Annotated in this window: 17 protein-coding genes and 1 tRNA gene; 4 read left to right on the forward strand and 14 right to left on the reverse strand. The window is 71.7% G+C overall.

What is annotated here, in order from left to right; genetic code table 11:
- Window positions 1-106 precede the first annotated feature (106 nt).
- Window positions 107-4,129 carry a type VII secretion protein EccCa gene (gene eccCa / locus ACIG87_RS30215; protein ID WP_396855024.1) on the forward strand — a complete coding sequence of 1,341 codons (4,023 nt, stop codon included), beginning with the start codon at window positions 107-109 and terminating at the stop codon, window positions 4,127-4,129.
- Window positions 4,130-4,204: 75 nt separating this feature from the next.
- On the opposite strand, the gene ACIG87_RS30220 is transcribed toward eccCa, so the two are convergent.
- The 10 genes from ACIG87_RS30220 to ACIG87_RS30265 are packed head-to-tail and all read right to left on the reverse strand — an operon-like array spanning window position 4,205 to window position 17,272.
- Entirely contained in the window at window positions 4,205-5,074 is an 870-nt protein-coding gene (locus tag ACIG87_RS30220; RefSeq protein ID WP_396855025.1) for a sugar phosphate isomerase/epimerase family protein, read from the reverse strand.
- A gap of 5 nt (window positions 5,075-5,079) precedes the next feature.
- The gene (locus ACIG87_RS30225; protein ID WP_396855026.1) at window positions 5,080-6,120 is read right to left on the reverse strand and encodes a Gfo/Idh/MocA family protein; all 1,041 of its coding nucleotides are present in this window, start codon (window positions 6,118-6,120) and stop codon (window positions 5,080-5,082) included.
- The gene (locus ACIG87_RS30230; protein WP_396855027.1) at window positions 6,117-7,547 is read right to left on the reverse strand and encodes a glycosyltransferase family A protein; all 1,431 of its coding nucleotides are present in this window, start codon (window positions 7,545-7,547) and stop codon (window positions 6,117-6,119) included. Before ACIG87_RS30230 ends, ACIG87_RS30225 begins: the two co-directional genes overlap by 4 nt.
- 15 nt (window positions 7,548-7,562) lie before the next feature.
- Entirely contained in the window at window positions 7,563-8,387 is an 825-nt protein-coding gene (locus ACIG87_RS30235) for an ABC transporter permease (protein WP_396855028.1), read from the reverse strand.
- Window positions 8,384-9,151, reverse strand: coding sequence for an ABC transporter ATP-binding protein (locus ACIG87_RS30240; RefSeq protein ID WP_396855029.1), 768 nt, complete (start codon window positions 9,149-9,151; stop codon window positions 8,384-8,386). Before ACIG87_RS30240 ends, ACIG87_RS30235 begins: the two co-directional genes overlap by 4 nt.
- On the reverse strand, window positions 9,144-9,788 hold the full coding sequence (locus tag ACIG87_RS30245) for an HAD family hydrolase (protein ID WP_396855030.1): 645 nt from the start codon (window positions 9,786-9,788) through the stop codon (window positions 9,144-9,146). The genes ACIG87_RS30240 and ACIG87_RS30245 overlap by 8 nt, the downstream gene beginning before the upstream one ends.
- A 1-nt stretch (window position 9,789) precedes the next feature.
- Window positions 9,790-11,274: a hypothetical protein gene (locus tag ACIG87_RS30250; RefSeq protein ID WP_396855031.1), complete on the reverse strand. Its 1,485-nt coding sequence runs from the start codon at window positions 11,272-11,274 to the stop codon at window positions 9,790-9,792.
- On the reverse strand, window positions 11,271-13,451 hold the full coding sequence (locus ACIG87_RS30255; protein ID WP_396855032.1) for an ROK family protein: 2,181 nt from the start codon (window positions 13,449-13,451) through the stop codon (window positions 11,271-11,273). The genes ACIG87_RS30250 and ACIG87_RS30255 overlap by 4 nt, the downstream gene beginning before the upstream one ends.
- A gap of 25 nt (window positions 13,452-13,476) precedes the next feature.
- A complete protein-coding gene (locus tag ACIG87_RS30260; protein ID WP_396855033.1) occupies window positions 13,477-15,771 on the reverse strand; it encodes a hypothetical protein in 2,295 nt (764 codons plus the stop codon).
- Window positions 15,772-15,805: 34 nt separating this feature from the next.
- Window positions 15,806-17,272, reverse strand: coding sequence for a glycoside hydrolase family 5 protein (locus ACIG87_RS30265; protein ID WP_396855034.1), 1,467 nt, complete (start codon window positions 17,270-17,272; stop codon window positions 15,806-15,808).
- A gap of 509 nt (window positions 17,273-17,781) precedes the next feature.
- Between ACIG87_RS30265 and ACIG87_RS30270 the strand changes: the two genes are divergently transcribed.
- The gene (locus ACIG87_RS30270) at window positions 17,782-18,483 is read left to right on the forward strand and encodes a response regulator (protein ID WP_396855035.1); all 702 of its coding nucleotides are present in this window, start codon (window positions 17,782-17,784) and stop codon (window positions 18,481-18,483) included.
- On the opposite strand, the gene ACIG87_RS30275 is transcribed toward ACIG87_RS30270, so the two are convergent.
- The 4 genes from ACIG87_RS30275 to ACIG87_RS30290 form a co-directional block, all read right to left on the reverse strand.
- Complete coding sequence (locus ACIG87_RS30275) at window positions 18,435-19,310, reverse strand: hypothetical protein (RefSeq protein WP_396855036.1); 876 nt, start codon at window positions 19,308-19,310, stop codon at window positions 18,435-18,437. The two genes, ACIG87_RS30270 and ACIG87_RS30275, sit on opposite strands and share 49 nt — an antisense overlap.
- Window positions 19,311-19,699: 389 nt before the next feature.
- Window positions 19,700-21,859, reverse strand: a complete 2,160-nt coding sequence (locus tag ACIG87_RS30280; RefSeq protein WP_396855037.1) for a hypothetical protein — start codon at window positions 21,857-21,859, stop codon at window positions 19,700-19,702.
- 98 nt (window positions 21,860-21,957) lie between these two features.
- Window positions 21,958-22,085, reverse strand: a tRNA-OTHER gene (locus ACIG87_RS30285).
- Between the two features lie 295 nt (window positions 22,086-22,380).
- Window positions 22,381-23,238 (reverse strand): MerR family transcriptional regulator, encoded by an 858-nt coding sequence (locus ACIG87_RS30290; RefSeq protein WP_396855038.1) that lies wholly within the window; start codon window positions 23,236-23,238, stop codon window positions 22,381-22,383.
- 55 nt (window positions 23,239-23,293) lie between these two features.
- Between ACIG87_RS30290 and ACIG87_RS30295 the strand changes: the two genes are divergently transcribed.
- The gene (locus tag ACIG87_RS30295; protein WP_396855039.1) at window positions 23,294-23,662 is read left to right on the forward strand and encodes a nuclear transport factor 2 family protein; all 369 of its coding nucleotides are present in this window, start codon (window positions 23,294-23,296) and stop codon (window positions 23,660-23,662) included.
- A 44-nt stretch (window positions 23,663-23,706) separates the two neighbouring features.
- The gene (locus tag ACIG87_RS30300) at window positions 23,707-25,032 is read left to right on the forward strand and encodes an SDR family NAD(P)-dependent oxidoreductase (RefSeq protein ID WP_396855040.1); all 1,326 of its coding nucleotides are present in this window, start codon (window positions 23,707-23,709) and stop codon (window positions 25,030-25,032) included.
- The last annotated feature ends 12 nt before the right edge of the window (window positions 25,033-25,044 follow it).

Consider the following 25,044-nt stretch of genomic DNA (forward strand, 5'->3'; position numbering starts at 1 on the left):
CCCCGCACGGTCGGCTCAGTGTGTCGACCGGTACTACTCTAGGCAGTCGGAGCACTACCGGTCACCTGGCCGAGGCGCTGATCGGCCCGGCCCGGGAGGGGTCGCGATGACGCAACGGGTGATCCACCGACCGGCCCGGGTCCTGCCACCGGAGCCGGAGCCGACCGCGCTCGACGTGGTCTCGCCACCGGCGATGCCCGACGGTGGCGGCGGGTTCGCCGGCGTCATGCAGGTCTTCCTCCCGATCATGGGTGGCACCGGCATGTTGCTCATGATGATGGCCAACCAGAACCCGATCATGATGATCGCCGGGCTCGGCATGCTGATCGCCACGGTGTTCGGGGGGATCGCCGCCTTAGTCACCCAACGCACCGGCGCGGCCCGCCGGTTCGCCCGGCAACGGCAGCGGTACCTGGAGTACATCGACGGCGTACGCGACCAGATCCGGGCGGACGCGGCGACCCAGCGGGCCGCCGCCCGGCATCGGCACCCCGCCCCGGAGGTGCTGCCCGATCTGCTCCGCGACCCGCACCGGCGGTGGGAACGGCGGCTGACCGACCCGGACTTCCTGGTGCTGCGGGTCGGGCAGGGGCAGGACCGCCTCCGGCGTCGGATCACCCTCGCCGCCGACGAACACAACCCGCTGGTCGAGCTGGACCCGCTCACCCTCGCCGCCGCCAGGCTGGTGGTCGACCGGGACCGGCTGCTCGACGGCATGCCGGTCGCGGTGCCGGTCACCGGCGTGGTCTCGGTGGTCGGGAGCCCGGCCGCCACCCGCAACCTGGTCCGGGCGTTGGTGGCGCAGCTCGTCACCCTGCACGCCCCGGACGACGTACGCCTGGCCTGGTTGCTCGGCGGCACCGCCGGGCCGGAGTTCGACTGGCTCAAGTGGCTGCCGCACTGCCTGCACCCGAGCGAGTACGACGGCCCGGCCCCGCAGCGGCTGGTCGCCGCAGAGCCGGCAGCCCTGGCGTCGTTGCTCGCCGCCGAGCTGTCCCGCCGCGTCGGTGAGGTCAACCGGGCCCGCCGCCTCGGCAATCCGCAACACCGGTTCCGGGGCGGTCGGCTGGTCGTGGTGGTCGACCAGATCTCCGCCGGACGGGCCGACCCGCTCGGCCACCTCGATGCCGGCCTGCACCCCGCCGACCTGGGCATGGCGGTGGTGGTACTGGTCGAGGACCAGCAGTTCGAGCCGTCCGACGTGGACGTCCGGGTGCGCTGCGAGGGCGACGGGGTCACCGTGCAGGACCTGCGGAAGGTCACCGACAGCAGGGCCGAGGAGATCCTGGCCCGGCGGGAGCGGTCGCGCGGCGCGCCGGCCGGCACGGTGGACCGGCTCGACCTGCCGGAGATGGAGCTGCTGGCCCGGCGGGTGTCGCCGCTGCGGCTGGTCGCCGACACGACGAACGACACCCCGCTGGAGGCCACCGTCGACCTGCGGGGCCTGCTCGGCATCGTCGACGAGGCGAGCTACGACGTGTCCGCGCTGTGGGCGCCCCGGCTGCTGCCGGACTTCCTCAGGGTGCCGTTCGGGGTGGGCCCGGACGGCAACCCGGCGTACCTGGACATCAAAGAGGCCGCGCTGGGCGGCATGGGTCCGCACGGGCTCTGCGTCGGGGCGACCGGCTCGGGGAAGTCCGAGGTGTTGCGGACGCTGGTGCTCACCCTGACGATGACCCACCCGCCCGAACGGCTGAGCCTGGTGCTGGTCGACTACAAGGGCGGGGCCACCTTCGCCGGGCTGGAGCACCTGCCGCACACCTCGGCGATGATCTCGAACCTCTCCGACGACGCCGGGCTGGTGGACCGGTTGCACGACGCGATCCAGGGCGAGATGAAGCGCCGGCAACAGATCCTGCTCGACGCCGGACAACTGGCCAACATCACCGAGTACAACCGGCGGCGCGACGCGGGCCGACCGCTGCCGCCGCTGCCGAACCTGATGGTGATCATCGACGAGTTCAGCGAGTTGCTGACCGCCAAGCCGGACTTCATCGAGCTGTTCATCGCCATCGGCCGGATCGGGCGGTCGATCGGGATCCACCAGTTGCTCGCCTCGCAACGGCTGGAGGAGGGTCGGCTGCGCGGGCTGGAGTCGTTCCTGTCCTACCGGCTGGGGCTGCGCACCTTCAACGAGCAGGAGAGCCGGACCGTGCTGGGGGTGCCCGACGCGTACCGGCTGCCGTCGCTGCCCGGTTCGGGCTATCTGAAGGTCGACACCACGGTCTTCGAGCGGTTCAAGGCGGCGTACGTCTCCGACACGTACCGGCCGCCGGCGGGCGAGGAGGTGGTGGACGCCGCACCCGACCCGGTGGTCTTCCTGATGTACAACGTGGCCCGGCACCTGCCGAAACCGTTGACCACCGACGAGCCGCAGCCGGACGACGAGAGGGTGACCGCACCGAGCACCCTGGACGTGGTGGTCGACCGACTGCGCGAACACGGGCGGCAGGCGCACCGGATCTGGCTGCCGCCGCTGCCCGCCGCGCTGCCGCTGGACGCCGTCACCGGCCCGCTGGCGGTCGATCCGGCGTACGGCCTGGTGGCCCCCGTGGAACGGCGCGGACGACTACGGATCCCGGTCGGTCTGCTCGACCGGCCCACCGAACAGAAGCAGGAGCCGTTCGTGCTGGACCTCTCCGGCAGCGGCGGGCACGTCTGCGTGCTCGGTGCGCCGCAGACCGGCAAGTCGACGTTGCTGCGCAGCCTGGTGGCCGGCGCCGCGCTGACCCACACCCCGCAGGACATCGCGTTCTACTGCGTCGACCTGGGCGGTGGGGCGCTGAACGCGCTGGCCGGGCTGCCACACGTCGGCGGGGTGGCCGGCCGGCTGGACCCGGACCGGATCCGCCGGACGGTCTCCGAGGTCAGCATGCTGATGGCCGAGCGGGAAGAGCTCTTCGCCGCGCGTGGGATCGACTCGATCGACACCATGCGGCGAATGCACCGGGAGGGGCGGTTGCCCGAGTTGCCGGCCGCCGACGTCGTACTCGTGATCGACAACTATCCGGTGCTGAAGACCGAGTTCGAGGATCTGGCCGACCTCGTGCAGGACATCGGCGCACGGGGGCTCGGCTATGCCGTACACCTGGTGTTGACCGCCGGGCGCTGGGCGGACCTGCGGATGCAGCTCCAGGCGGTGATCGGCTCGAAGATCGAATTCCGGTTGAACGACCCGCTGGACTCGACGATCAAACGGCAGGCGGCCGAGAACCTGCGGGCCGACACCCCGGGCCGCTGCCTGACCCAGGACGCCCTGTCGGCGCACGTCGCGCTACCGCGCATCGACGGCAGCGGCGACGTCAGCACGCTGCCGAAGGGCCTGGACGATCTGGTGTCCCGGGTGGCGACGGCCTGGACCGGGCCGACCGCCCCGGCCATCCGGATGCTGCCCACCATGATCGGATACGCCGAAGTGGCCACCGGGATGCCGCACGACGGGCGGGTCCGGCTCGGGCTCGACGAGGCCGAGCTGCGCCCCACCATGCTCGATCTCTTCGGCACCGACCAGCACCTGCTCGTCTTCGGCGACGCGGCCAGCGGCAAGACCTCGCTGCTGCGGCTCCTGGTACGGGATCTGACCGCGCAGTTCACCGATGACCAGGTGGTCTTCGCGGTCATCGACCTACGGCGAACGATGCTGGACGTGGTACCCGAGCCGTATCGCGGCGCGTATGCGGGCACCGCGAGCGCCGCTCAGGGGTTGGTGCAGGGCGTCGCCGGCGAGGTTCGCCGGCGGTTGCCCCCGGACACGCTGACCGTCGAGCAGTTGCGCGCCCGCTCGTGGTGGGCCGGGCCGGAGATCGTGGTGCTGTGCGACGACTACGACCTGCTTCCCGGTGCCGGGGCCGGGCCGCTGGCGCCGTTCCTGGACTTCCTGCCGCAGTCCCGCGACCTCGGCTTCCACCTGGTGGTGGCGCGGCGCAGCGGGGGCGCCGGCCGAGCGGTCCACGAGCCGGTGCCGCAGCGGATGAAGGAGGTCGGCTGCACGGGCCTGCTGCTCTCGGGTGAGCGGCAGGAGGGCCAGCTCTGGCCGCAGACCCATCTTTCCGTCCAACCTCCGGGTCGAGGGCGGCTGGTGCGTCGCGGTCGTCGCCCGACGCTCGTGCAGCTGGCGTACGTCGAGTAAGCCTGAACGGCCGCTTCAGCGACCCCGCGACGCGGAAATCCCGCTGACCTAAGCCGCCTCCACCGTCTGACGGAGCTAGGTCCGGTCGGTGGCTACCAGCCGCAGGGTGTCCTCCAGGTACTGGCGGCCGGCGGTGAGCCGGGGATGCGGATCACCGTCGCCGCAGTACTCCACACAGATCTCCGTCACCGCCGGTATCCGGGCCAGCCGCGCCAGCCACCGGTAGTTGTCGACGACTCCGGCGGCGGCGTCGACGGTGAAATCGGTGGCACCGTCCCGGATCAGGCAGTTCTTCAGGTGGAAGTAGGCCACCCGGCCGGCCACCAGGTCGATCACCGCCGGGTCGCGGTCGTCGGCACCGATCGCGGCGGCGTTGGCGGGATCGAGGGTGACGACCAGGTTGTCATGGTGGGCGAGATCGAGGAGGCGGGCGGTGCTGGCCACCGTGTCGTGGACCGTGTTGGGATGCACCTCCACCGCCACGCGTACGTCCCGCTCGGCCGCGTACGTGGCCACCCGCCGGTAACAGTCGGCGACCCACTGCAGCTGCACGTCGGACGCCAACGCGCTGCCGTTGCCCGCCCAGTCACGGTCCCAGTCCTGCCCGTCGCGCACCAACCAACCGCCCGCGCCGTTGACGAGGGTGATGCCGTTGGCGGCGCACGCGTCGACGACCAGACACGCCTTCTCCACCCACATGTCACGTTCCGCCTCGTCAGCGGCGGTGAAGACCGCCCAGTAGTCGGCGCAGAACACCTCCACGCCGTACCGGCGACCGGTCCGCACGGCGGCGGCGATGCCGTTGCGGACGTTGTCGGCATCGAACTCCGGGTCGAAGTGCCACGAGGACAGCTCGATCGCCGGCCACGCGTCGGCGGCGGCGACCCGCAGCACGTGCTCCAGGGGGTAGTCGCGCAGTGCGTAACTGTGCAGTACCGGACGCACGCCACTCACCTGGCCTCGGCCAGCGGCGCGCCGCCGGACAGCCGGACAGCGGCGGCACCCGCCCCGGCGGCAGCGGTGTCCGCGATCGCGTACAGGATCTCCAGGTCACGCAGCCCACGCTCCAGGCCCACCTCGCCGGGCACCGGCTCGCCGGCCGCACACCGGGCGAGCAGCTCGTACTGGCTGCGGTACGGGTCGGTCGGCACCAACCGGGCGGCCGGGTGCCAACCCGAGGCGTCGCACATCTGCAACGCGCCGGTGCCGTCCATCTGCCAGGCCCCCGTGACCTGGATGATGCCGGCGTCGCCGACCACGGTGTAGCTCGCCACCTCGGCGGAGGCGGGCTGCTCGTGGAAGGTGGCCGCGGTCTCGAAGTGCAGGTACCGGCGGTCGTCGAACCAGAGCGTGGCCTGCGCGTAGAGATCCGTCCGGGTCGGGTCGCCCACCGGCCAGGCGGCGGCCTGGCAGCGCACCGGGTCGGCACCGAAGATGTCGATCGCGGTGAGCACCGGGTAGATGCCGAGGTCGGCCAGGCAGCCCAGGCCGCTCTCGGCCGGCCTGCTGCGCCAGTCGTCCTTACGCCATCCGAGGCGGGCCGCGACCATCGCCTGCGGGGTGCCGATGGCGCCCGAAGCCACCAGGCGGCGTGCCTCCCGGTTGTAGATGTTGTGTTTCGACATGTACCCGACGATCGCGGGAGCTGTGGCGGTCGCCGCGGCGGCCACGATGTTCCGTCCGGACGCGACGGTGTGCGCCAGCGGCTTGTCCACCACGATGGCGAGGCCGCGTTCCAGGGCACCGATGGCGAAGCGCTCATGAAGATGGTTGGGCGTGGCCACGTGTACCGCGTCCATGGCGACGGCGAAGAAGGCATCCTCCTCGGTGGTGAAGAGGGTGTCCGGACTCTCCCGGCGTGCCATCTCGAGGGCCTGCGGGTCCGGGTCCAGCACTGCGACGAGGCAGCCGCCGGGCATGTCGCGCAGGGCCGGGATCAGCGAGTGCCGAGTGAGGAAGCCGGCTCCGACGATACCGACGCGGTAGCTCATGGCGTACTCCGATCAGAAGGTGGGGCGACCGCCGGCTGCCGGGCGCCATAGAGGAAGAACGGCCCGTGGTCGAGGCTGCCCACGACGTTGCCGGCCAGATGGCCGATCAGGGCGTCCATGCCGTCGCGTAGGCCGGCCCAGTCCCGGTCGGCCAGCGGCGGGAGATCCGGACGTGGCCGACGCCGCGCCGCGTCGGCGTCCGCGCGCCAGCGTCGTACCACCCGGCCGAGAGCGTGGGTGCCGGCCCGCACCCGGTCGGCGTCCACGCTGAACATCGCCTCCGCCACCTCCCGCTCCGCGGTGATCGCGCGCAGCATGCGGTAGCCCAGGCGCAGTTCGGCCGGGTTGATGAGGAACCCGGCGTACGGGCCCCAGTCGCCGCACCGTTGCTCCTCCCACCCGGTGCCGCGCCAGACGAGCGCGTTGACCCCGGAGCCGATCGCGCCGGCCTCGGCCAGGGCACGGGCCAGCCAGGCATGGTCGTACCCCCAGGCGAACTGCTGGGCCCGGGTCGCGCCGGGGGTCTTGCGCGCCTCGTCGACGACCTCGGCGGCCGGCACCGCCCACAGCTCACCGAGGTGCGACAGCACCGCCATCGCGAGCATGTCCTCGGTACTGCCGTAGGGGGTGCCCTCGAAGAACAGCGGCCCACGGTGGCGGACCCACCACAGCACCGGGTCCTGCCGGACCAGCAGCCCGACCGTGCGTCCGGTGATCAGGCTGCCGTGGGAGGTGACCGACAGCAGGTCGTATCCGTCGCCGTTGAGCGCGCCGGGCAGCCGCCGCGACCCGATGGCGGGGACCGGTCCGGCCGACCCGGGCCAGCCGTGGGTCGGCACCGCCTGGCCGCCCGGTCGGGGCCTGCGCCAGCTGTCGAGGTCCGGCACGGGAACGACTCGGGGACACGCGGCGATGGCGCGCGGGTTCGCGTCCAGGACGGCCTGTAGCCGGACCAGCGAGTCGGGTGCCAACGCGGTGTCGTCGTCCAGGAAGAGCAGCGACCGGCGGCGCAGCGCCGCCCCCTCCGGGTGGGCGAGGAACGCCAGCCCCGCGTTGCGCGCCTGCGCCGCGGTGTAGCGCGTGCCGGGCAGCCGCGGCGCGGCCACGATCCGGTACTCGCGGCCGGTGCCCCGCAGCAGCTCGCCGACGATCCGGGCGTCCGGCGTCGACAGCCCGTTGTCGACGACCAGCAGGACGGCGGCCGGCGCGGTGGCGAGTACGGTGGACAGACACAGCGACAGGCTGTCGGTGCGCCCGCCGCCAGGCGGGCTGTAGGTGGGAATGAGCACCGTCACGCCGGAAGCCGAAGCGTCGCCGTCGAACGACTGCGGCACCCCGGGTTCCGCGCCCGGCGCGAGCTGAGCGAGGTACTCCGACGCGGTCACGTGCGTCGGCGTGACACTCGGCATCGGTGTGGTCGTCAGCATCGCCGTCACCCGCCCTCACTGGTAACGGCTGACGAAGCCGCGCCGCTGGAACACCCGCAGCGAGAACGTCGCGAACGCCAGCGCCGCCGCCATCAACGCCACGGTGGCCAGGGCGGCCACCCCGATCTCGCCCCAGGGCGACGGGTCGCCGGTCGCGACGGCGCGGGCCGCGCTGAAGGTGTACGTCGTCGGCAGCACCGCCGAGATCGGCCGGATCGCCTCCGGCAACACCGACACCGGGTAGAACGCGCCGGACAGCGGCAGCACGATGAACAGCAGCGTGAAGGCGAGCGTCTCGGTCCCCGAGCCGAGGAACATCACCACACCCATCACGATCATCGCGATCGCCCAGCCGGTGAGCAGCAACAGCGCCATCACCGGCACGATGGCGGCGCCCGATTCGGTGAGGTCGAAGCGGAACAGCAGCGCCGCCGCCACGGACACCGCGGCGATACCCACGCCGACGCGGATCAGTCCCTGCAGGGCCGCGCCGGCCACCCACTCGACCGGCCGCAGCGGCGTGGTGAGCAGGCTCGGCAACTGGCGGGCGTAGATCTCCTCGAAGAAGCTGGCCGAGACGGCGATCTGGGACTGGTACACCACGTGCCACATGACGATGCCGGCCACCACGGACAGCGCGGTACGGCTCGCGGCGTCACCCCCGGCCTGGCGCACGTACATCGCAATCGAGCCGTACAGGAGCATGTCGAAGACCGGCCAGACCCCGATCTCGAGGAACCGGTGCGGGCTGCGCCGGGTCACGTACCAGTGCCGGACCACCACGGCGGCGATCCGCCGCAGCGCGCCGCCCGCCGTCTCGGCCGTCGCGTCGGTGCTCATGAGGCCGCTCCCGCGTTGGTGGCCTTCTCGCTCGCGGTGGCCTCCTGTAGCCGCAGGTACACGTCCTCCAGGCTGGTCTGCCCGAGCTGGGCGGCGATCGCCTCCAACGGCCCGTCGACAAGCACCCGGCCGGCGGCCAGGAAGATCACCCGCTGCGCCAGCCGCTCCACCTCGACCATGTTGTGGCTGGTGATCAACAGGGCGGTGCCCTGTTGACGGCACAGGCCGAGCAGGCCGTTGCGCACCCGCAGTGCGACGTCGGGGTCGAGCGAGGCGGTGGGCTCGTCGAGCACCAGCAACGCGGGGGCGTGCATGGTCGCCTTGACCACACCGATCACGGTGCGTTGCCCGCTGGAGAGGTCGGCGCCCCACCGGTTCGCCAGACCATCCACGTCGAACTGGCGAAGCCCCGCCCGGGCCTGCTCGCGCGGGCTCGCGGAGCCGTACAGCCGGGCGTACAGCGTCAGGAACTCCAGGACCCGCAGGTGCGGTGGGAGCGGCAGGTAGCCGGAGGCGAACCCCACCCTGGCCAGTGCGGAGCGGCGGGCCCGGCGGCTGCGCTGACCCAGCAACTCCACCGATCCGCCGTCCGGCTGGACGGCGCCCAGGCAGCTCATCAGCGTGGTGGTCTTGCCGGCGCCGTTGGGCCCGACGAGGGCGACCCGCTCGCCGGCGGCGACGCTGAGGTCCACCCCGTCGACGGCGGTCACCTGCCGGAACCGTTTACGAAGGCCGCGCACCCGCAACACCATGTCGTCAGTCATCCATCGCCTCCTCGTCCCGTGCCGTCCACAGCAGCTCACGCACCACCGCGAGGGTCGGCGCGCACGCGTCGGCCACGGCGAGCTGCGCTGGCGTATGCGTCGTGGTGACCGCGAACACCGTGCATCCGGCGTCCTTGGCCGCCCGTACGCCGTCAGGCGCGTCCTCGACCACGACGCAGTGCTCCGGGGCGACGCCCAGCCGCCGGGCCGCGTGGAGGTAGCCCTCGGGAGAGGGCTTGCCGTCCTGGACGTCCTCGTCGTACACGGCGACTGCGGGCAGCGGGAGTCCGGCCGCGCGGAAGCACTCGCCCACGAACCATCGGCTGCCGGAGGTCACGATGGCCCACGGCAGGTGCCGGCAGGCCCGCAACAGCGGCGCGGCACCCGGCACCGGACGCACCTCGACCATCCGTTGCCGGGTGAGGGCGTCCAGCGCCTGCCGTTCGACCGTGGGATCGAGGTGCGGGGTGACCTCGGCCAGCACATCGGCCGTGCGGCGGCCGGCCGTGCGGGCCAGCACCCGCTGCGGATCCAGCCCGTGGCCGACCGCCCAGCAGCTCCACACCTGCCGGAACAGGTCGCCGGTGTCGAGCAGCACGCCGTCGACGTCGAAGAGCACCGCGGCGGGAGCGCGCACCTCAGTCACCTCCCGTGAGCGCTGCGGGGACGTCGGCCCCCGCGGCAGCGGCCAACGGCACCAGCAGGCTGCGCTCCGGCAGCGACCGGTGGGTGGCTGCGGCGATCTCGCGCAGCGTCCGGGCGACGACGCGGACCGGCGGGGAGGCACCGGCCTCGGCGTCGGCACCGCGCGTGACGATCAGCACCGCGACGGTCGGATCGGCGTACACCGCCTGGAAGGAGTGGTGGTTCCAGGCACTGCCCTCGTGTACCTCACACCGGCGTCCGGTGGCTGCGGCGAACCGTCCGGCGGGCGCAAGGCTCCGCTCGGCGTCCGACCAGTACCCGACGACGTGCAGCCGCGTCAGGTCCGGTCGGCGCGCCAGCCAGGTCGCGGCGGCGTCGGGCAGGTCGGCGGCGGCGACCGGCCGGCGGGGCGGGGCGTCGGCGTCGGCGTGCGCCAGGCGCTCCTTGTAGGCGCGCACGTTCGCGTGGTCGACGACGTCGAGGCCCGCGCGCAGGCCGACGCAGGCCACGAACACCCCGGCCGCGTAGAGCCCGTCGAACAGCGCGGGCAGGTCACGGCGCAGACCACCGAGGTCGAGGACGGCGTCGGGCGGGCCCGCGTCGACGTCGTCGGGTGCCACCTCGACCACGGACCGGCACTCCACGGTGGGGCGGAAGCCACCGGACTTCCCGCCGAGCAGCTGCCGGCCGAGCTGGAGCAGCCAGCGCCGCAGTCCCGGCCCACCCCAGGCCGGCACGACGATCCGGATCCGCGGATCGCCCTTTGTCGGCACCGTGACGGCACGCCGGGCCGCCGTGCTGCCGATCCGGTGACAGCGGGCCAGAAAACGTGGGTACGCCTCGGCGAGCGCAGCGTCGTCGACGACGGCGGCAGCGGTCAGGAACGCGGTGGACAGCGGAGCACCCAGCATCGCCACCTGGTCGGGGCCGCCGCGCGGGGACAGCGCGAACGCCTCCGGCGGTGCCCCTTCGTCGCGCAACCAGACGAGCCGGCCGCCACCGCGCGGTGGTACCGCCTCGGCCAGCAGCCGGGTCTCCAGCGTCGCCCCGGAGCCGGACACCGCGAGGACCCCGCGCGGCGCCTCGGCGCGCGTGGCCAGGACGTGCGCGATCGCGGCAGGGTCGAGACTGTCCAGCGGGGTCAGGACGGAACATCCGCCGGTCGTCTCGATCAGCGCCTGCGCGGCGAAACACCAGCCGCCGGTGCTCAACATCACCACCCGTGCCCCGACCGGCACGCCGAGAGCGGCCCGGACGGCGGCGACGCTGCGGCTGACCGTGCGCCACGGCGGCGGCGAGGCCCAGCCCAGCCGTGGCGAGCCGGCGACCGTGCAGCGCTCGGCCACGGCCCGCGCCGGGCCCGCGCGGGAGCCCGCCGCGGCGGCGAGCACCGCGGACCAGAGAGCGTCGGCGTCGAGCCCGGCGAGGCCGGTCGTGTCGCTGCGCGCTGGCCCGTCCGCGCGCGGACGCCCGGTCATGACGGCGCTTTCAGGCGGGGCAGCGCGGAACCGTCGACCGCGCGGACCGACCGGCCGGGCAGCGTCAGGTCGACCACCACCCGCAGCGTCGGATCACCGTTCACCCGACCGGTGGACGCCAGGCCGGCGAGGACCGCCGGCGCGGCGTCGAGCGACACCACGTGGCTGACCAGCGGGCCGAGCCGCAGCCCAGCCGGGCCTGCGCACAGGTCGAGCGCCTCCTGGTACTCGTCGGCCGAAGCTCCCCGCGACCCGAGCAACGTGCCGGTGCGGCCGGCCGGCAGTCGCACCGTCCGCCGTTGTCCGCACCGGATCGGGTGGGTCGGCACCGCGTCGCCGCCGGGCAGGCGCACGGTGTCCCCGGGCAGGAAACCCCCGAACAGGTGGACGGTGGCGTCGTCGGCCAACGCGGGCCAGAGGTCCGCCAGGATGTCGGGCCCGGCGCCGGAGACGCACACCACGACCGCGTCGACGCCAGCGCCGCCGGTGGCATCGCGCACGGCGGCGGCCAGTCCGGCGGAGACCGGCAGGCAGTCCTCGGCGGGCAACACCCCCCGGTCCACCGCCAGACGCAACCGATCGCCGCCGCGATTGGCCAGGAGCACACGCTCCGCTCCCCACTGGCGGGCGAGCAGCACGTGCAGCAGGCCGGAGATTCCGCCGCCGATCACCAGTATCCGCCCGCCCCGGCCGGCGTCGCGGGCCAGCCGCAGGGAGCGCACCGCGCACGCGAGCGGCTCCAGCAGCACCCACTCGGCCCGGCCCTCATCCGGCAGCCGCACCGCCTGGCCCCGCTCGGCGAGGGCGCCGTCCCAGACCGCGAGCTCGCGCAGCACCCCGGGCTGGTTGTGGCCGATCTTGTCGTGGTCGTCGTGGGGGTGGTTCGGGTTGACCCCGATCACCTGGCCGGGAACGACGGCGCGCACGGCCGCCCCGACCTCGACGACCTGGGCGACGCACTCGTGGCCGAGCACACCGGGTTCGCAACCGCGATCGCCGCGCAACATCTGCAGGTCGGTGCCACAGATGCCGGCGAATGCGACGCGTGCCAGGAACTGCTCGCGGCCGCAGCGCGGCCGGGAACGCGAGCGCACCGTGGTGGTCGACTCGCCCACCGGCTTGTGGAGCTCGCGGTACTGGTGGCGGCGGGCGGCCAGGAACTCCGCCATCCCGAGGAGGCTGTCGTCGTCGTCGTACGACGGGCGCACCAACACGTCCAGGTCGCCTGCGGTCCATCCGGTGAACCAGCCGCCCTGCGGCAGCAGTTCGTCCAGGTTGGCGCGCAGCGCGGCGTACCACGGCGCGCCGACGCCGTTGGCGAACCCGCCCATGACCACGAATCGCCGCAGCCCGAGCAGCGCCGACATGTGCAGCAACTGCGCGGCGAGCGGCCGGGTGGACACCCGGAGCACTTCGGCGGTGAACTCGTCGCCGGCACCGGCGACGAGGGCGAGTTCGCGGCTGGTCAGGCGTTCCGGCACGCCTGCGGCGAGCGCGGACAGCTTCGAATCGCGCCAGCGCTGCGGCTGCGCCGCGGCGAGCAGCGCCACGAGCCGCATGGTGGCCGGCCCCGACACGTACGAGCAGAGGTCGCTGGTGTTGCCACACTCGCACCACGGCGTGCCGGCCTCGACGAGTTCGGTCGGCGGGTCGACCCGGACGTGGCCGACCTCGCCGCCCAGCCCATCGTCGTCGAGGAGCAGCTTGCGGTCGAACGGCAGGGCGTCGTCGAAGACCTTGACCGCGACGCCGGTGCTGACCGTGACCAGGCCGAACCGGCCCAGCGACCGGTACCGCCAGGCCGCGGCGGCGATGTCGTTCGCCACCGTGATGCTGGCCCACGGCAGCCGGGCCGCCATCGCCGCGGCGAGGTCGAAGCCCTCGCTCGGCTCGTGCCACAGCATCGATGCGTTGCGGATCCGGCCCGCGGCGTCGACGGTGGCACCCACCGCGAGTCCGACCTCGTGCCCCTGCCCCGGGGCCTCGAACCGTACGCGTGCGACGGCGTCGGCGATCTGGTCCAGGTGCTCCGTACGGATCGAGCCGCCCCGAGCCGGCTTCGGGGTGGCGATTCGCACCGCGCCGGGCAGCCGACGCCCGTTGGCGAAGACCCCGATCCGCGTGGTGGTGCCACCCATGTCGACACAGATCACCGCAGCATCGGTCAGCGACGTCACGCTGTCCCTCCTTCGCCCAGGTTCGTCACCGCGCAGGCTCCTGCGCGCGGGCTGCGAGTTCCGTGCAGGCATCCGCGACCAGGTGGGCACTGATCTCGTCGATCGAGTCGATGAAGTCACCGACGCCGATGCGACGCGGCACCACGAGGTGCAGCCACCCGGCCTTGTGCGGTACCACCTCCCCGTGCAGCCGACGCCACAGCGCGGCCGGGTCGCACACCGGGCTCCACACCGCAAGGCCGGTCCGGCGGAGCAGCGACAGCAGCCGTTCGAGGTCGTCGTGGCCCAGGTACCCGGTCCGGAAGGCCAGGTACGACGAGAGCGCCATGCCGATCGCGACAGCCTCACCGTGGCGCAGCCGGTAACCGGACATCGACTCCAGGGCATGACCGAACTCGTGACCGAAGTCGGGCAGCCGGCGCAGGTCCTCCTCCCACGGGTTGGCGGCGAGCTGACGGAGCATCGCCTGGGTCGCGCGGTCGAGGATCTCCCGCACCTGCGGGGTGTCGCGGGCCGTCAGCACGTCGGCGTGGTGCTGCTCGACCAGAGCGAACAGCTCGGCGTCACAGACGACCGCTATCTTGATCACTTCGGCGAGCCCGCAGCGCAGCTCCGCCGGTGCCAGGGTGCGCAGGAACGCCACGTCGCGCAGGCAGGCGAGCGGCGGATGGTACGCGCCGAGCAGGTTCTTGTGCCCGTTGAGGTTGACGCCCACCTTGAGGCCGACACCGGCGTCGACCATGCCGACAAGTGTGGTGGGCACCCGGATGTACGGGGTGTCGCCCCGGTAGAGGTAGGCGGCATACCCGACGCTGTCCATCAGAGTGCCACCGCCGACCACCAGCAGCCGGTCGTCCGCGCCCAGTCCGAGCCCTTCGGCGACCCGCAGCACTTCGGCCACCTGGGTCAGGTTCTTGGTGTGCTCGGTCGCGACGACCGGCAGCACGGTGAATCGGGCGAGGTACCCCCGGTCCCGACACCCGGACAGCAGCCGTTGCACCCTGTCGACCTGGTCCGGCGCGTACGGGTCGACCACCGCCAGCACCTGGCAGCGCTCGGGCAGCAGGTCGGTGAGGGCGGCGGTGTGCGGGGCGAGCACGTCGTCGGTGAAGCGCAGGGGAAAGCTGGTCGGCACCTCGACCCGGAGTCGGGTGCCCATGGTCATCCCGGCACCCCCACGCGGTACCCCCGCCACCGCCGTGCCCTCGGGACCGGACACACCGTCCGGAGCACCGATCTTCGGCGGCCTCGTCCCACCGAAGACCTCCGTCCGGCCGCTGAGTATCCGCGCCAGGGTGGTCCGGTCCACCGTCACCGTCTCGCCGCCACCATCCGTGGCGGGCAGCGTCAACGTGACCGGGCCGTCGCCGGATCCGGCGTAGGCGGCCCAGCGCCGCGCCGCCGAGGCGTCCGCCGCCGCGGCGACGGCGTGGTCCAGATCCAGCCGCTCGGCGAGGCGCTCGAGCGCGCCCACCACCTGTGCCGGCAGCCGGCCGAGCCGGTGCGCGACCCTGGCGGCGGTCATCAGCGACCAGGCACGCCGTTCGGGTTCGGTCAGCGCGGTGGGGGCGAGCGGCAGCCATGCCTCGCCGATCCGCCACGCCGGGTGACCCGGGCGGAGCCGCCGGCACAGCCGGAGGATCGAGCAGAGCGCGTCGGCCTGGCACCCGTCCACGTCGGACCGATCCAGCTGACCGAGCAGGTGTCGGTCGAGCACGGCCAGCAGAAGCAACGTGACCGGCTCCACCGGACGCGCCAGCACGCCGTCCTCGTCGACGATCAGGTGGGTGTGGCGGGCCAGCGCGGTGATCCCCTCCTCGCCCAGGGACGCGCGCAGGCCGTCCCTGAGGCAACCCAGCACGGCCGTCAGGTCACCGTGGATGCGGAGCGCCTCGGTGTGCCGCCGCAGCGAGGCCGCCGCCACCGCCACCACTCGGCCGGTACGCTCACCGCTGAACGCGACCATCGCGTCGCGCCGCCCGAGCTGGGCCTTCACCGCCGCTTCGACGACATAGCCGCAGGCACCCACCCCGGCCGCCCGGGTTTCGCCGGCGGCGTCCGCGTCTATGCAGTAGAAGTCGTCCAGGTCGCCGCGGTGTTGCGCGGCGCGCAGGTACCCGATGAGCAGTTCGCTACGCTCGCCGACCACGTCGTCGAGGACCACGAGCAGCCGCCGGGCCGCGCCCCAGGCGCCCGCCAGGGCCGGGTTTTCCGGCGCGAACAGGTCTCGGACCACGTCGAGCCGGAACTTCGCAGTCATGGTCGCCCGCAGTGTCACCTCCGCCGGTCCGGACGGGACGCTCGTTACCACGTCAGGCATCGCAAGGCCTGCTTCCTCGCATCCAGGGCCCTGATCAGGAGATGACGACGGCGGACTGCGGGCTGCGGGCTGCGATGTCGCGCCGCAACAGGTCGACCAGCGGCTGCCAGGGCTGGCAGTTCTCCAGCCGGAAGGACTGCATCATCTGGTCGATGTCGTCCTCGCCCATGCCGCGGAAGAGTTCGCCGAACTGCGGCAGCAGCGCCTCCGAGAAGAGGATCTGCAGGACCAACCGGCAGACCATGAACTCGCTTCCCCACGGGTACGGGTTCCAGTCGGGACACTCCTGCGCGAGGGCCTGGTGAATGGGGCCGAGCACGTGGCCCATCTTCCGGCGGTCGCCGCCCCAGAGGTCGACTGCCAGGCGTGCCTTCTTGTCGAGGATCGGCCGGATGCGCTCCAGATACGGACCGTCCGGGGCGAGGCGCAGCGGTGCCGCGAATCCCACATCCTTGTACGACCAGTAGGTCCAGCTCGCGTTGTACTTGCGGAACACGTCGAGCTGGTCGCCGAGCAGTCGCAGGCGCTCCTCCTCCACGTCCGGCCACACGGCGTTGAACTCACCGACCACGATGGGTGTCTTCGTTTCCCGCATATAGACGGTGCGGTAGAGAAAGCTGCGCTCCACTTCGGCCTTGTCCCAGTACGCCTCGGCCTCCGACTCGCCGGCCACGCCCCGGCCGGCGTCGAGCACGTGGATCGGTCGGTGCCTGCCCGGGTAGCGGCTGCCCGGGGTGTATCCCGGCGCCGGATAGTCGTGCGGGCAGTAGACGGTGTTGGGCAACGGGTCGCCGAAGAAGTCGAAGTCGAGCGCGTACCGGTTGCCGTCCAGGAAGAGGATGTGGTTCTGGTCGATCTCCCGGATCGCCGCCACGAGGCGCTCGTAGAACGGGCCCACCTTCTCGGCGCTCGGGTCCGCCGGCTCGTTGATCGGGTTGTAGCCGGCCACCCACGGGTTGTTCCTGTACCGGGCCGCGATCGCCCGCCACAGGTGTACCACCCGATCCTGGAACGTCCGGTGCACCCAGAACTGTGAGGTGTGCGTCGGGTTGTCGCAGTGCCAGTCCTGGTGTTGCCAACCGGGAACGGTGTGCAGGTCGAGCACCGTACGAATGCCCTGCGCGCCACAGAGATCGATCACCCGGTCGAGGTAGCGGAAGCCGTTCTCGTTGATCTCGAATGGCGCGTCGTCGCTCTCGAGGTACTTGTAGCTGAACGGCAGGCGGACCATGTTGATGCCGAGGGAGGCGAGGTACGCCGCGTCGTCGGCCGTGAAGAAGTGCTCGAGGAAACGGTCGAAGAAGAAATCCCGCAATCCTGGCCCGAGCACCTGCCCGACCGCCGCCCGCTGCCCCTCCTCGTAGGCAGGAAATCCGGTTATCCAGTTCTCCATGTTGAGCCAGCCGGCGACTCCGATGCCGAACAGCGTGATCGGCGTGCCGTTGGAGTCGACAATGTCCGACCCGCTCACCCGGAGGAACGACGCATTGTTGGTGGACACCCGAACACCTCCGCCATTTGTGCCCTCGCTGCGGGACTGGCGAGAACGATAGCGAACCCACGAAGGCCGGCGCCAATATACGAAGGTCGTAGCCACTCCTACGACGAAAGCGGTACCCGGCGGATCCGTCCCCGCGAGTGGAGCGGTTCATCCGCACCGCCGCGCCGCACCGCCGCACCGCCGCCGAGCGGCGGGCCGGAACAGTACCCAATGTCCGTCCTCCTGCAGGGGTGATGCGGGCGTTCACGTCGATGACCGCCGGACGCTCTTTGGGTATCTTGGATGGGAGCGCTTCCAGCACTTCCGATAAGTCGTACAGCGTTCCTCCAGGAGGCACGGATGTCGGAAATCGACCTGAAAGTTCTGGATGTCCTGAGAAGTCAATTCACCCGTGAGAACAGCGTTCTATTGCGGAGCGCTCGAGCCGGTGGGAATTGCGGGCGTCATGCGGGCGACGTACGCGAAAGCGCATCTTCGCACTCCGGGACACTGCTGCCCGGCGGACACCGGTGAGCCGGGCCAGCGCGGAAGTCACGGTTGCCCTCGCCGATGATCAGACCCTGTTTCGTCACGGCGTCCGCGAGATGCTCGCCAACGATCCGTGCCTCCGGGTCATCGGCGAGGCGGCGCACGGCGAGGCGGCCATCGCGCTCTGCGTCGAACGGCAGCCCGACGTGCTGCTGTTCGACGTGGAGATGCCCGGCCCCGGCACCGCCGCGGTGCTGCGGCAGCTTCGCCGGTTGTGTCCGCGTACCCGGGCCGTCGTGCTGACCATGCATGACGACGCCGACGTCGTGTACGAGGCGCTCGAGTGCGGGGCCGTCGCGTACCTGGTCAAGACCATCCACCGGGCCGAACTGATCGCGGCGGTGATCGCGGCGGCCGGGGAGTCCGCGACCGTCCGACTGTCGGTGTCCCGGCGGACCATCGAGCGCCTGGTCAAACAGCGGCGCATGCCGTGCGAAGGCGCGCTGACCGAGCGGGAGCTGGAGGTCCTACGCCTGACGGCACAGGCGTTGAGCAACGCGCAGATCGCCACCCGGCTACGAATCACCGAGTCGACGGTCAAACGCCACCTGACGAACATCTACGGAAAACTGGACGCGGTCTCCCGGGTCGACGCGGTACGCAAGGCGGCGGCCGCCTACCTGATCGAAGGAAATCAGGGCAGGTCCACCGAACGCCCCTCGGTGCTGCCCAGCCACCGGTAGTAGCTCCACAGGTCGAGGTGTGGCAGCTCGGCACGTTCACCCCGCTCGAGTTCCCACCACATTCCCGCCCAGTGCACCAGGAAGATCGGCGGCGACCCGGCCGACATCAGCCGGCCGTCACGCACGGCCCCGATCGGGTCGCCGGCCCACCGTTCCTGCGGGATGTCGCCCGGCGGTGGCTGATCCTCACCCACGGCCCCGGCCAGCACCCGCAGGCTGGTGTACGGCCGACCCGACGTCACCATCAGGTAATTCAGCAGCGGCATTTCCAGGGTCACCAACGCCATGTGCTCCGCAAGCGCCAGCGCGGCGTCCAACCGAGGGGCCACCTCGGCGAACCGCAGGCACTCCTTGCGCGAGGCGATGAACTGGGTGCCGGCCGCATAGGCGATCTGCTCGGGGGTCAACGCTGCGGCGCCGTGGACAGATTCGCGCCACACCCATTTCAGGTTGGCCGGATGGTCCGAGGCGGTCGTCACGAAAGCGTACCTGTCGAGAAAGTCGTAGGCGAAGCTCATGTCCCGCAACACGATCGTGTCCGTGTCGACGTAGATGAACTCGTCGTAGTCACCTTCCCAGGTGGCCAGCTTGCGGTAGTGCCCCTTGACCTCGCCGTGGAATGCTCGGCTGATGTCGTCACAGGCCGCCAGGAGGGCCGGGTCGCCGGACCAGACCGTGAAATCGAATCGCGACTGCAGCCGCAGCAGACCGTCGATATCGTCCGCGAATGGGATCAGACACAGCGGCAACGATTCGTGATGAGCCCGGAAACTGTTCAGGAAGGCAATGGCCCGATCCAGCACGTAATCATTGGCCAGGAAGTACACTCCGCGCCGGGTAGTCATTGTCGGAAACACCCACCTCTCCCCACGATCGGCACCAAACTAGCAGGGTGAAGAGCCAGAGTTCAGTGGCGAATCGGCGCATCCCGAATACGCATTAGGTCGTACGCCACGTACTACCCGGGCAGGGTTCCAGTGCCGCCCCACGGTCGACCGAGGTGGGTCTGAACTGGGCGTCCACGGACGCGACCCGCCATCGCCGGCCCCGCCGGACCGCAGATGTCGGGGCAGGGCCCGGGGTGTGTCACTCCTCGGCCTCCGCCGGCGACGGCCGAGGAGAGCGTGGGCGCTGAATACCAGATCCTCCGCCTGCGCGGAGGTCCCGAATCGAACGGATCAGCAGGAAGCGCCCACCTGGCCTCGGCCGTCGCGACTTACCGAGGGATCAGCTCGGCGAGTCGATCCAGCGTGTACGCCTCCGATCCTTCCGGCAGGTCGTCAGGTGCCTCGACGCCGATGAACGTGACGGGCCCGTCCGGTAGCCGACCGTCCCAGGTGACCACCTCGGCCCGCCCGCGCCACCGCTCGACCAGGTAGGACATCGTCAGGTAGCGCCGCTGCAGCAGTGCTCGCACCTGGTCGGCGGTGGTGAACGTGTTCTCCTCCACCCGATTGAACGACGGCCGCCCCCGCAGGTACAGGTGCAGCCACGTGGCCCGCCACCTGTGCTCTTCCCGGGCGAACACCAGCGGCAGCGCGATGCGGCCCTGGCCGCGCAGCTGCGAACGGGCCCGTACGGTCCGGGCGTCGAACGGCGCGCCACGCTGCTCCGGCGCGCGGGTCTGATAGCCGAACATCGACTCGGCGACCTCGTCGAACGACTCGCCCGCGTAGATGTGGACCTGCGGAATCACATAGGTGCCGCCGATCGTGCCGGGCACATCGATGAACTCGGTCGCGCCGTTCGCCGCGTCGGTGATGTCACCGGAGTGCACCACCCCTTCGTGGCGGTAGTTCGTCCAGGACACCTGGCCCGCGCTGTGGAACTCCTCGTCGAGCAGCAGCACCGACAGGTCGTAGTCGGTACGGCGGCGGGTCTGACGCCAGTACGTGAAGAAGCGCAGCAGGTCACCGGAGACCGATGCCCGCGAACCCCTCGGAAGCACGGCGAAGCCGCCCTCGGTCGCCTTGCCGGACAGCGGCAACGCGACGTCGAGCACCTCCGGATCCACCACCAGCGGTCGCTCCAGCTCCGGCAGGCGGGCACTGATCTCCGCATCGAGCAGTGCCGACAGCTCGGCCACCAGACCGGCCGGCAGCGGCGGCCGCTCGTCGCGTCCCGTCCAGGCCCGCCGCGAGCGGCCCACGAACATCCGGGCGGACGCGGGTGCCAGCCGGTTGTCGACGTGCTCCCGCAGCGAGCACAGCACCCGGCCGGACGCCGAGCCCAGCGCCGCGGTGACCGCGTCGACCACAGCGGTCTGCTCGGACGCGGACGCCAGCCGCAGCAGCCGGTCCGCGGATCGCAGGAGCAGGCCCGGCGCGGTGGACAGCACCGCCGCGGCCGGGCCGACTGCGCCGGCGCGGACCGCCTCCTCGGCGCGGCCGGCGAGGCTGCGCACGCGACGTTCGCCGCGCGCGACCGAGAACACCGCCTGCGCGTACGGCCACTGCGCGTGCTCGTGCGGGTGCAGCCGCTCCCCGAGCCGCTTCCACCGCTCCGCGTAGCGCGCGACGTCGCCGAGCTTGTCCGGGTTCGCGCCGACGACCTCGTTCAGCGCAGCCAGCAGGACCCGCCGCTCCCGGCGCGGGAAGGCACGGAATCGCGTGGGCGTCGTGAGCGAGACGTCCCCGCCGGAGACCTGACAGGCCAGGCGCAGCACGTCGGTCGTGGTGTCCACGCCGACCAGCGGCCTGCCGAGGACGAGCCGGATGCCGTTGACCACCGCGCGGTTCTCCCGCACCGGGATACCGTCCGGCTGCGGGTCGTCCATGCAGGCGACCGCCAGCTCGCTGAGGATGGCGAGGTCCGCCTCGCCGTGTGGTGTCGGGCTACCGGCCAGGGCCAGATAGAGCCGCGCCGACTCCACCTCGGTGGTGTCACCGAGACGCAGCAGGGTCACCCGGTCGCCGGCCGCGGTGATCAGCGTGTCGTGCGCGGCCAGCAGCTCGGCGTAGGTGTGCTGGTAGGTGCCGTAGGCCGGCAGGTCGAGCAGGTTCACCCCGCCCGACACGACGGTGTCCCGCAGCTGGGCGTCGGTCGCCGTGCCGCCGCCGGTGAGTACGGCCGCCCGCAGCCGCTCCATCCAGAACTCGACGGTGTCCGGCACGTCGTGCGGGAAACCGATGAAGTAGGCGTTGTGCCGAACGTGGTCGCCGACCAGCTCGCGTACCGCGGACACGACCGTGGCGGCGAGATCCGACGCCGGCCCGGGGGCCAGGGCACCGATGTGCTCCAGCAGGGCCCGCGACGCCGAGAACCCGACATCCAGCAGCACTGCGTCGAGCTGCCGGGCCACCGGCGTGCCGTCACCGGCCTCGCCGGTGCTCGCCGGCACCCGCAGCGTCTTCTGAATGAGCAGCTTCTCCCGCATCCGGCCCTCCGTTCCGCACGTTCCACCCCGACGGCGCGGCGGATCGCCAGCCCGCCGGGAACCGACTCCGGCAGTCGCTGCTCGCCGCCGCCGCACAGTGGGTCGCCGGGGATTCGAACCCCGAACCCTTCGATCCAACAAGGAGAAGGAAGCGCCTCCATGACCACACAGGCGGAGAGCGGACGCGCTACTCAGTCGAATGCTCTACCAGTTGAGCTAGCGACCCAGGTGTGGATCATCGCACGGGCCGGATCGGCGGGGCTAACAGGTTTCGACGTCGGCCCGGCGGGCGACCGCCATGCCCTCGCGGGTGTCGTCGACCCACCAGCGTCCGCCGGGCAGGACCGGGGTGGATCCGCGCGGACAACGCCGTGGTCTCCTTCCAGCGCGGCTTCGCCGCCTGGGCCGCGTCGGCGTCGGCGTCTGGTGGTCGACATGCCGCGGCCCGGCACGGACGCGGGCGGCAAGCTCGATCTGGTGGCCGCGATCGGCCTGCAGCAACTGACCCCTGACGGCTGCGATCACCACCCGTGGGACCTGGCTCCCGCCGACGAAGAGGCAGGGGAGTCGTCAGGGGCGAGGCGGAAGGTCGGCCAGCCGATCTCGGTGCGCCAACTGTCGGAGTCGGCGGTGTCGCGCGGGCCGACGCGGTAGGTCTCCTGGATCGGTCCGTCGATTCCCAGGGCGTGCGCGACCACCCAGGCGCCGAGGCGGCCGTAGGTGACGTCGATGTCGTCGTGTGGCCCTGCGTGAACGGCGACGGCCAGGTCGGCTGCGGGGAGTTCCACGATCTCGATCCGGCCGGATCTGCGGGGGTCACGGACCGGCCGGAAGACGGTCATGGCACCGGTACCCTGCGTGAACAGTTCGTTGGCGTAGTGCCCGCCGGGCGGCCCGGTACGTTCGGCCGGCGCGAAGGCCGCGTCCAGCTCCGCCATCGCAGCGTCGTAGAAGGCGAGCGAGTCGTCGATGTCGACCTCGTCGGTGACGGCGACGACGGTACGGGCGGGGACGGATCGCAGTTCGACGTGCAGGTCTGCCGGGTCAGGGCGCAGCAGCCGGCGGAGCGACACGACTGCGGCGCGGGTACGGTCCAGCTGATCTTCCAGTCGTTGCACGTGACCCAGGATCAGATCAGCGCGCTGCTGCGGATCGTCGGTCGCGAGGATGGATCCGACCTCGGCCAGTGGCACGTCGAGCTCACGTAGCCGGTGGATGACCTGCGCGGGCGGGATCTGCTCGGGCAGGTAGTAGCGGTAGCCCGTGTGGGGGTCGACCCTCGCGGGCGCCAGCAGCCCGGCCTCGTGGTAGCGGCGCAACGTCCGCACGCTCAGGTGGGTCAGTGTGGCGAACTGCCCGATGGTCAACCCCGTACGCATGATCCCCAGTCTGCATCCTTGACCCTCCCCCCGGGGGAGAGCCGACAGTAGGCGGATGAACGATGTTGACCGGGGCGAGGGCACCAGGATCCCGCCGGAGGAACTGCCGGCCGCGATCACGGCCTACCTTGCCGCGCACCGGACCCACGAGACAGCTGTCGCGATCACGTCCTACGCGGCCGACGCCGTCGTGGTCGACGAGGGCCGCACCCACCGCGGGCTGGATGAGATCCGTAGCTGGTTGGAGGGCACCGCCAGCGAGTACCGGTACACCACGGAGCTGACCAGCGCCACCAGCGTCGACGACACGCACTTCGTGGTGACACAGCATCTCGAAGGAGACTTCCCCGGTGGGGTGGTCGACCTGCACTACCGGTTCACGACGAGTGGCGCGTTGATCACCCACCTGACGATCGAGCCCTGAGCTGGTGTGTCCTGTCTTTCCGGCTTGAGGATTCGGGGATTCCGATGAAGACATGGTTTGTCACCGGCGGAACGCCGGGAGGGTTCGGCATGGCGTACGCCGAGGCCGCGCTGGAGATGGGTGACCGGGTGGCACTGACCGCGCGGCGGCCCGAAGAGTTGCGGGAGTGGGCGCAGGCGCACGGCGACCGGGTGCTGGTCCTACCACTGGACGTCACCGACGCCGGGCAGGTGCGGAAGGTGGTGCGCGCGGCCGAGGAACGCTTCGGTGGCATCGACGTGCTGGTGAACAACGCGGGCCGCGGCTGGTACGGGTCGGTCGAGGGCACGGAGGACGACGACGTGCGCCGCATGTTCGAGCTGAACTTCTTCGCCGTGCTGTCGGTGATCCGAGCCGTGCTTCCTGGCATGCGCGCCAGACGCAACGGCGGGATCGTCACCATGTCATCAGTCGCCGGCCTGCGCGGGGTGACCGGATTCGGCTACTACAGCGCCACCAAGCACGCGATCGAAGCCGTGACCGACGTGCTCCGCGAGGAGGTGGCACCGTTGGGCATCCGGGTGATGGCCGTCGAACCGGGGGCCTTCCGCACCCGGGCATACGCCGGCTTCGCCGACGAGCCCATCACCGAGAGCATCGCGGAGTACCGGCCGATGCTCGACGATGTTCGCGCCGCAATGATCGACCAGGACGGCAGACAGCCCGGCGACCCGCGGCGCGGAGTCCGAGCGGTGATCGCCGCCATGTCCCAGGAACCGCCTCCACGGCGGCTGGTCCTCGGCAGCGGCGGATTCGACGCCGTCGTCGCCGCGCTGGAGAGCACCCTGGCCGAGATCCGCACATCCGAACCGCGCTCCCGGGAAGCAGACTCCCCCTCACCTCGTAGCCCCTGCCCCATCGCTCGCCACTGTCTTCCCGGCCATCCCTCGATCCGGCCGAACTCCTCGACCGTGCGCGCCACGAACTGGTCGAGGTCAGCGCTGCTGGTGACGTCCGTGCGGCAGGTGATCCCGGTCCCACCACGGTCGCGCAGCTCTGCGGCGACGGCGGCTACGGGTGAGGGCGAGGTGCCACTTCCCGCCATTCTTGAGCACCACCGGATGGGACGTCGGATACCGCTGCAGGAACCAGTCCTCCAACCGCTGCCCCTCCGCCGCGGAGAGCACCCCGACCTCCCCGACCTCCGCCGCGTGGTGCGGCTCCGGGTTGCAGCCGGCGTTGAACAGCGAGCACTGTCCGTGCCCGGACGCCGGCGGCCAACCGACAGCGCCCGTCCGGCGACGCGGCGTTCCCCCGGGCGGGAGTGTCGACCCGCCTGTCCACCCCCGGACACGGGCAGGTCGGGTAGCCGCCCATCACCGGCGGCCTGATCCCTGGTGTCC

This window comes from Micromonospora sp. NPDC051925 (assembly GCF_044548625.1).
GTDB lineage: Bacteria > Actinomycetota > Actinomycetes > Mycobacteriales > Micromonosporaceae > Micromonospora.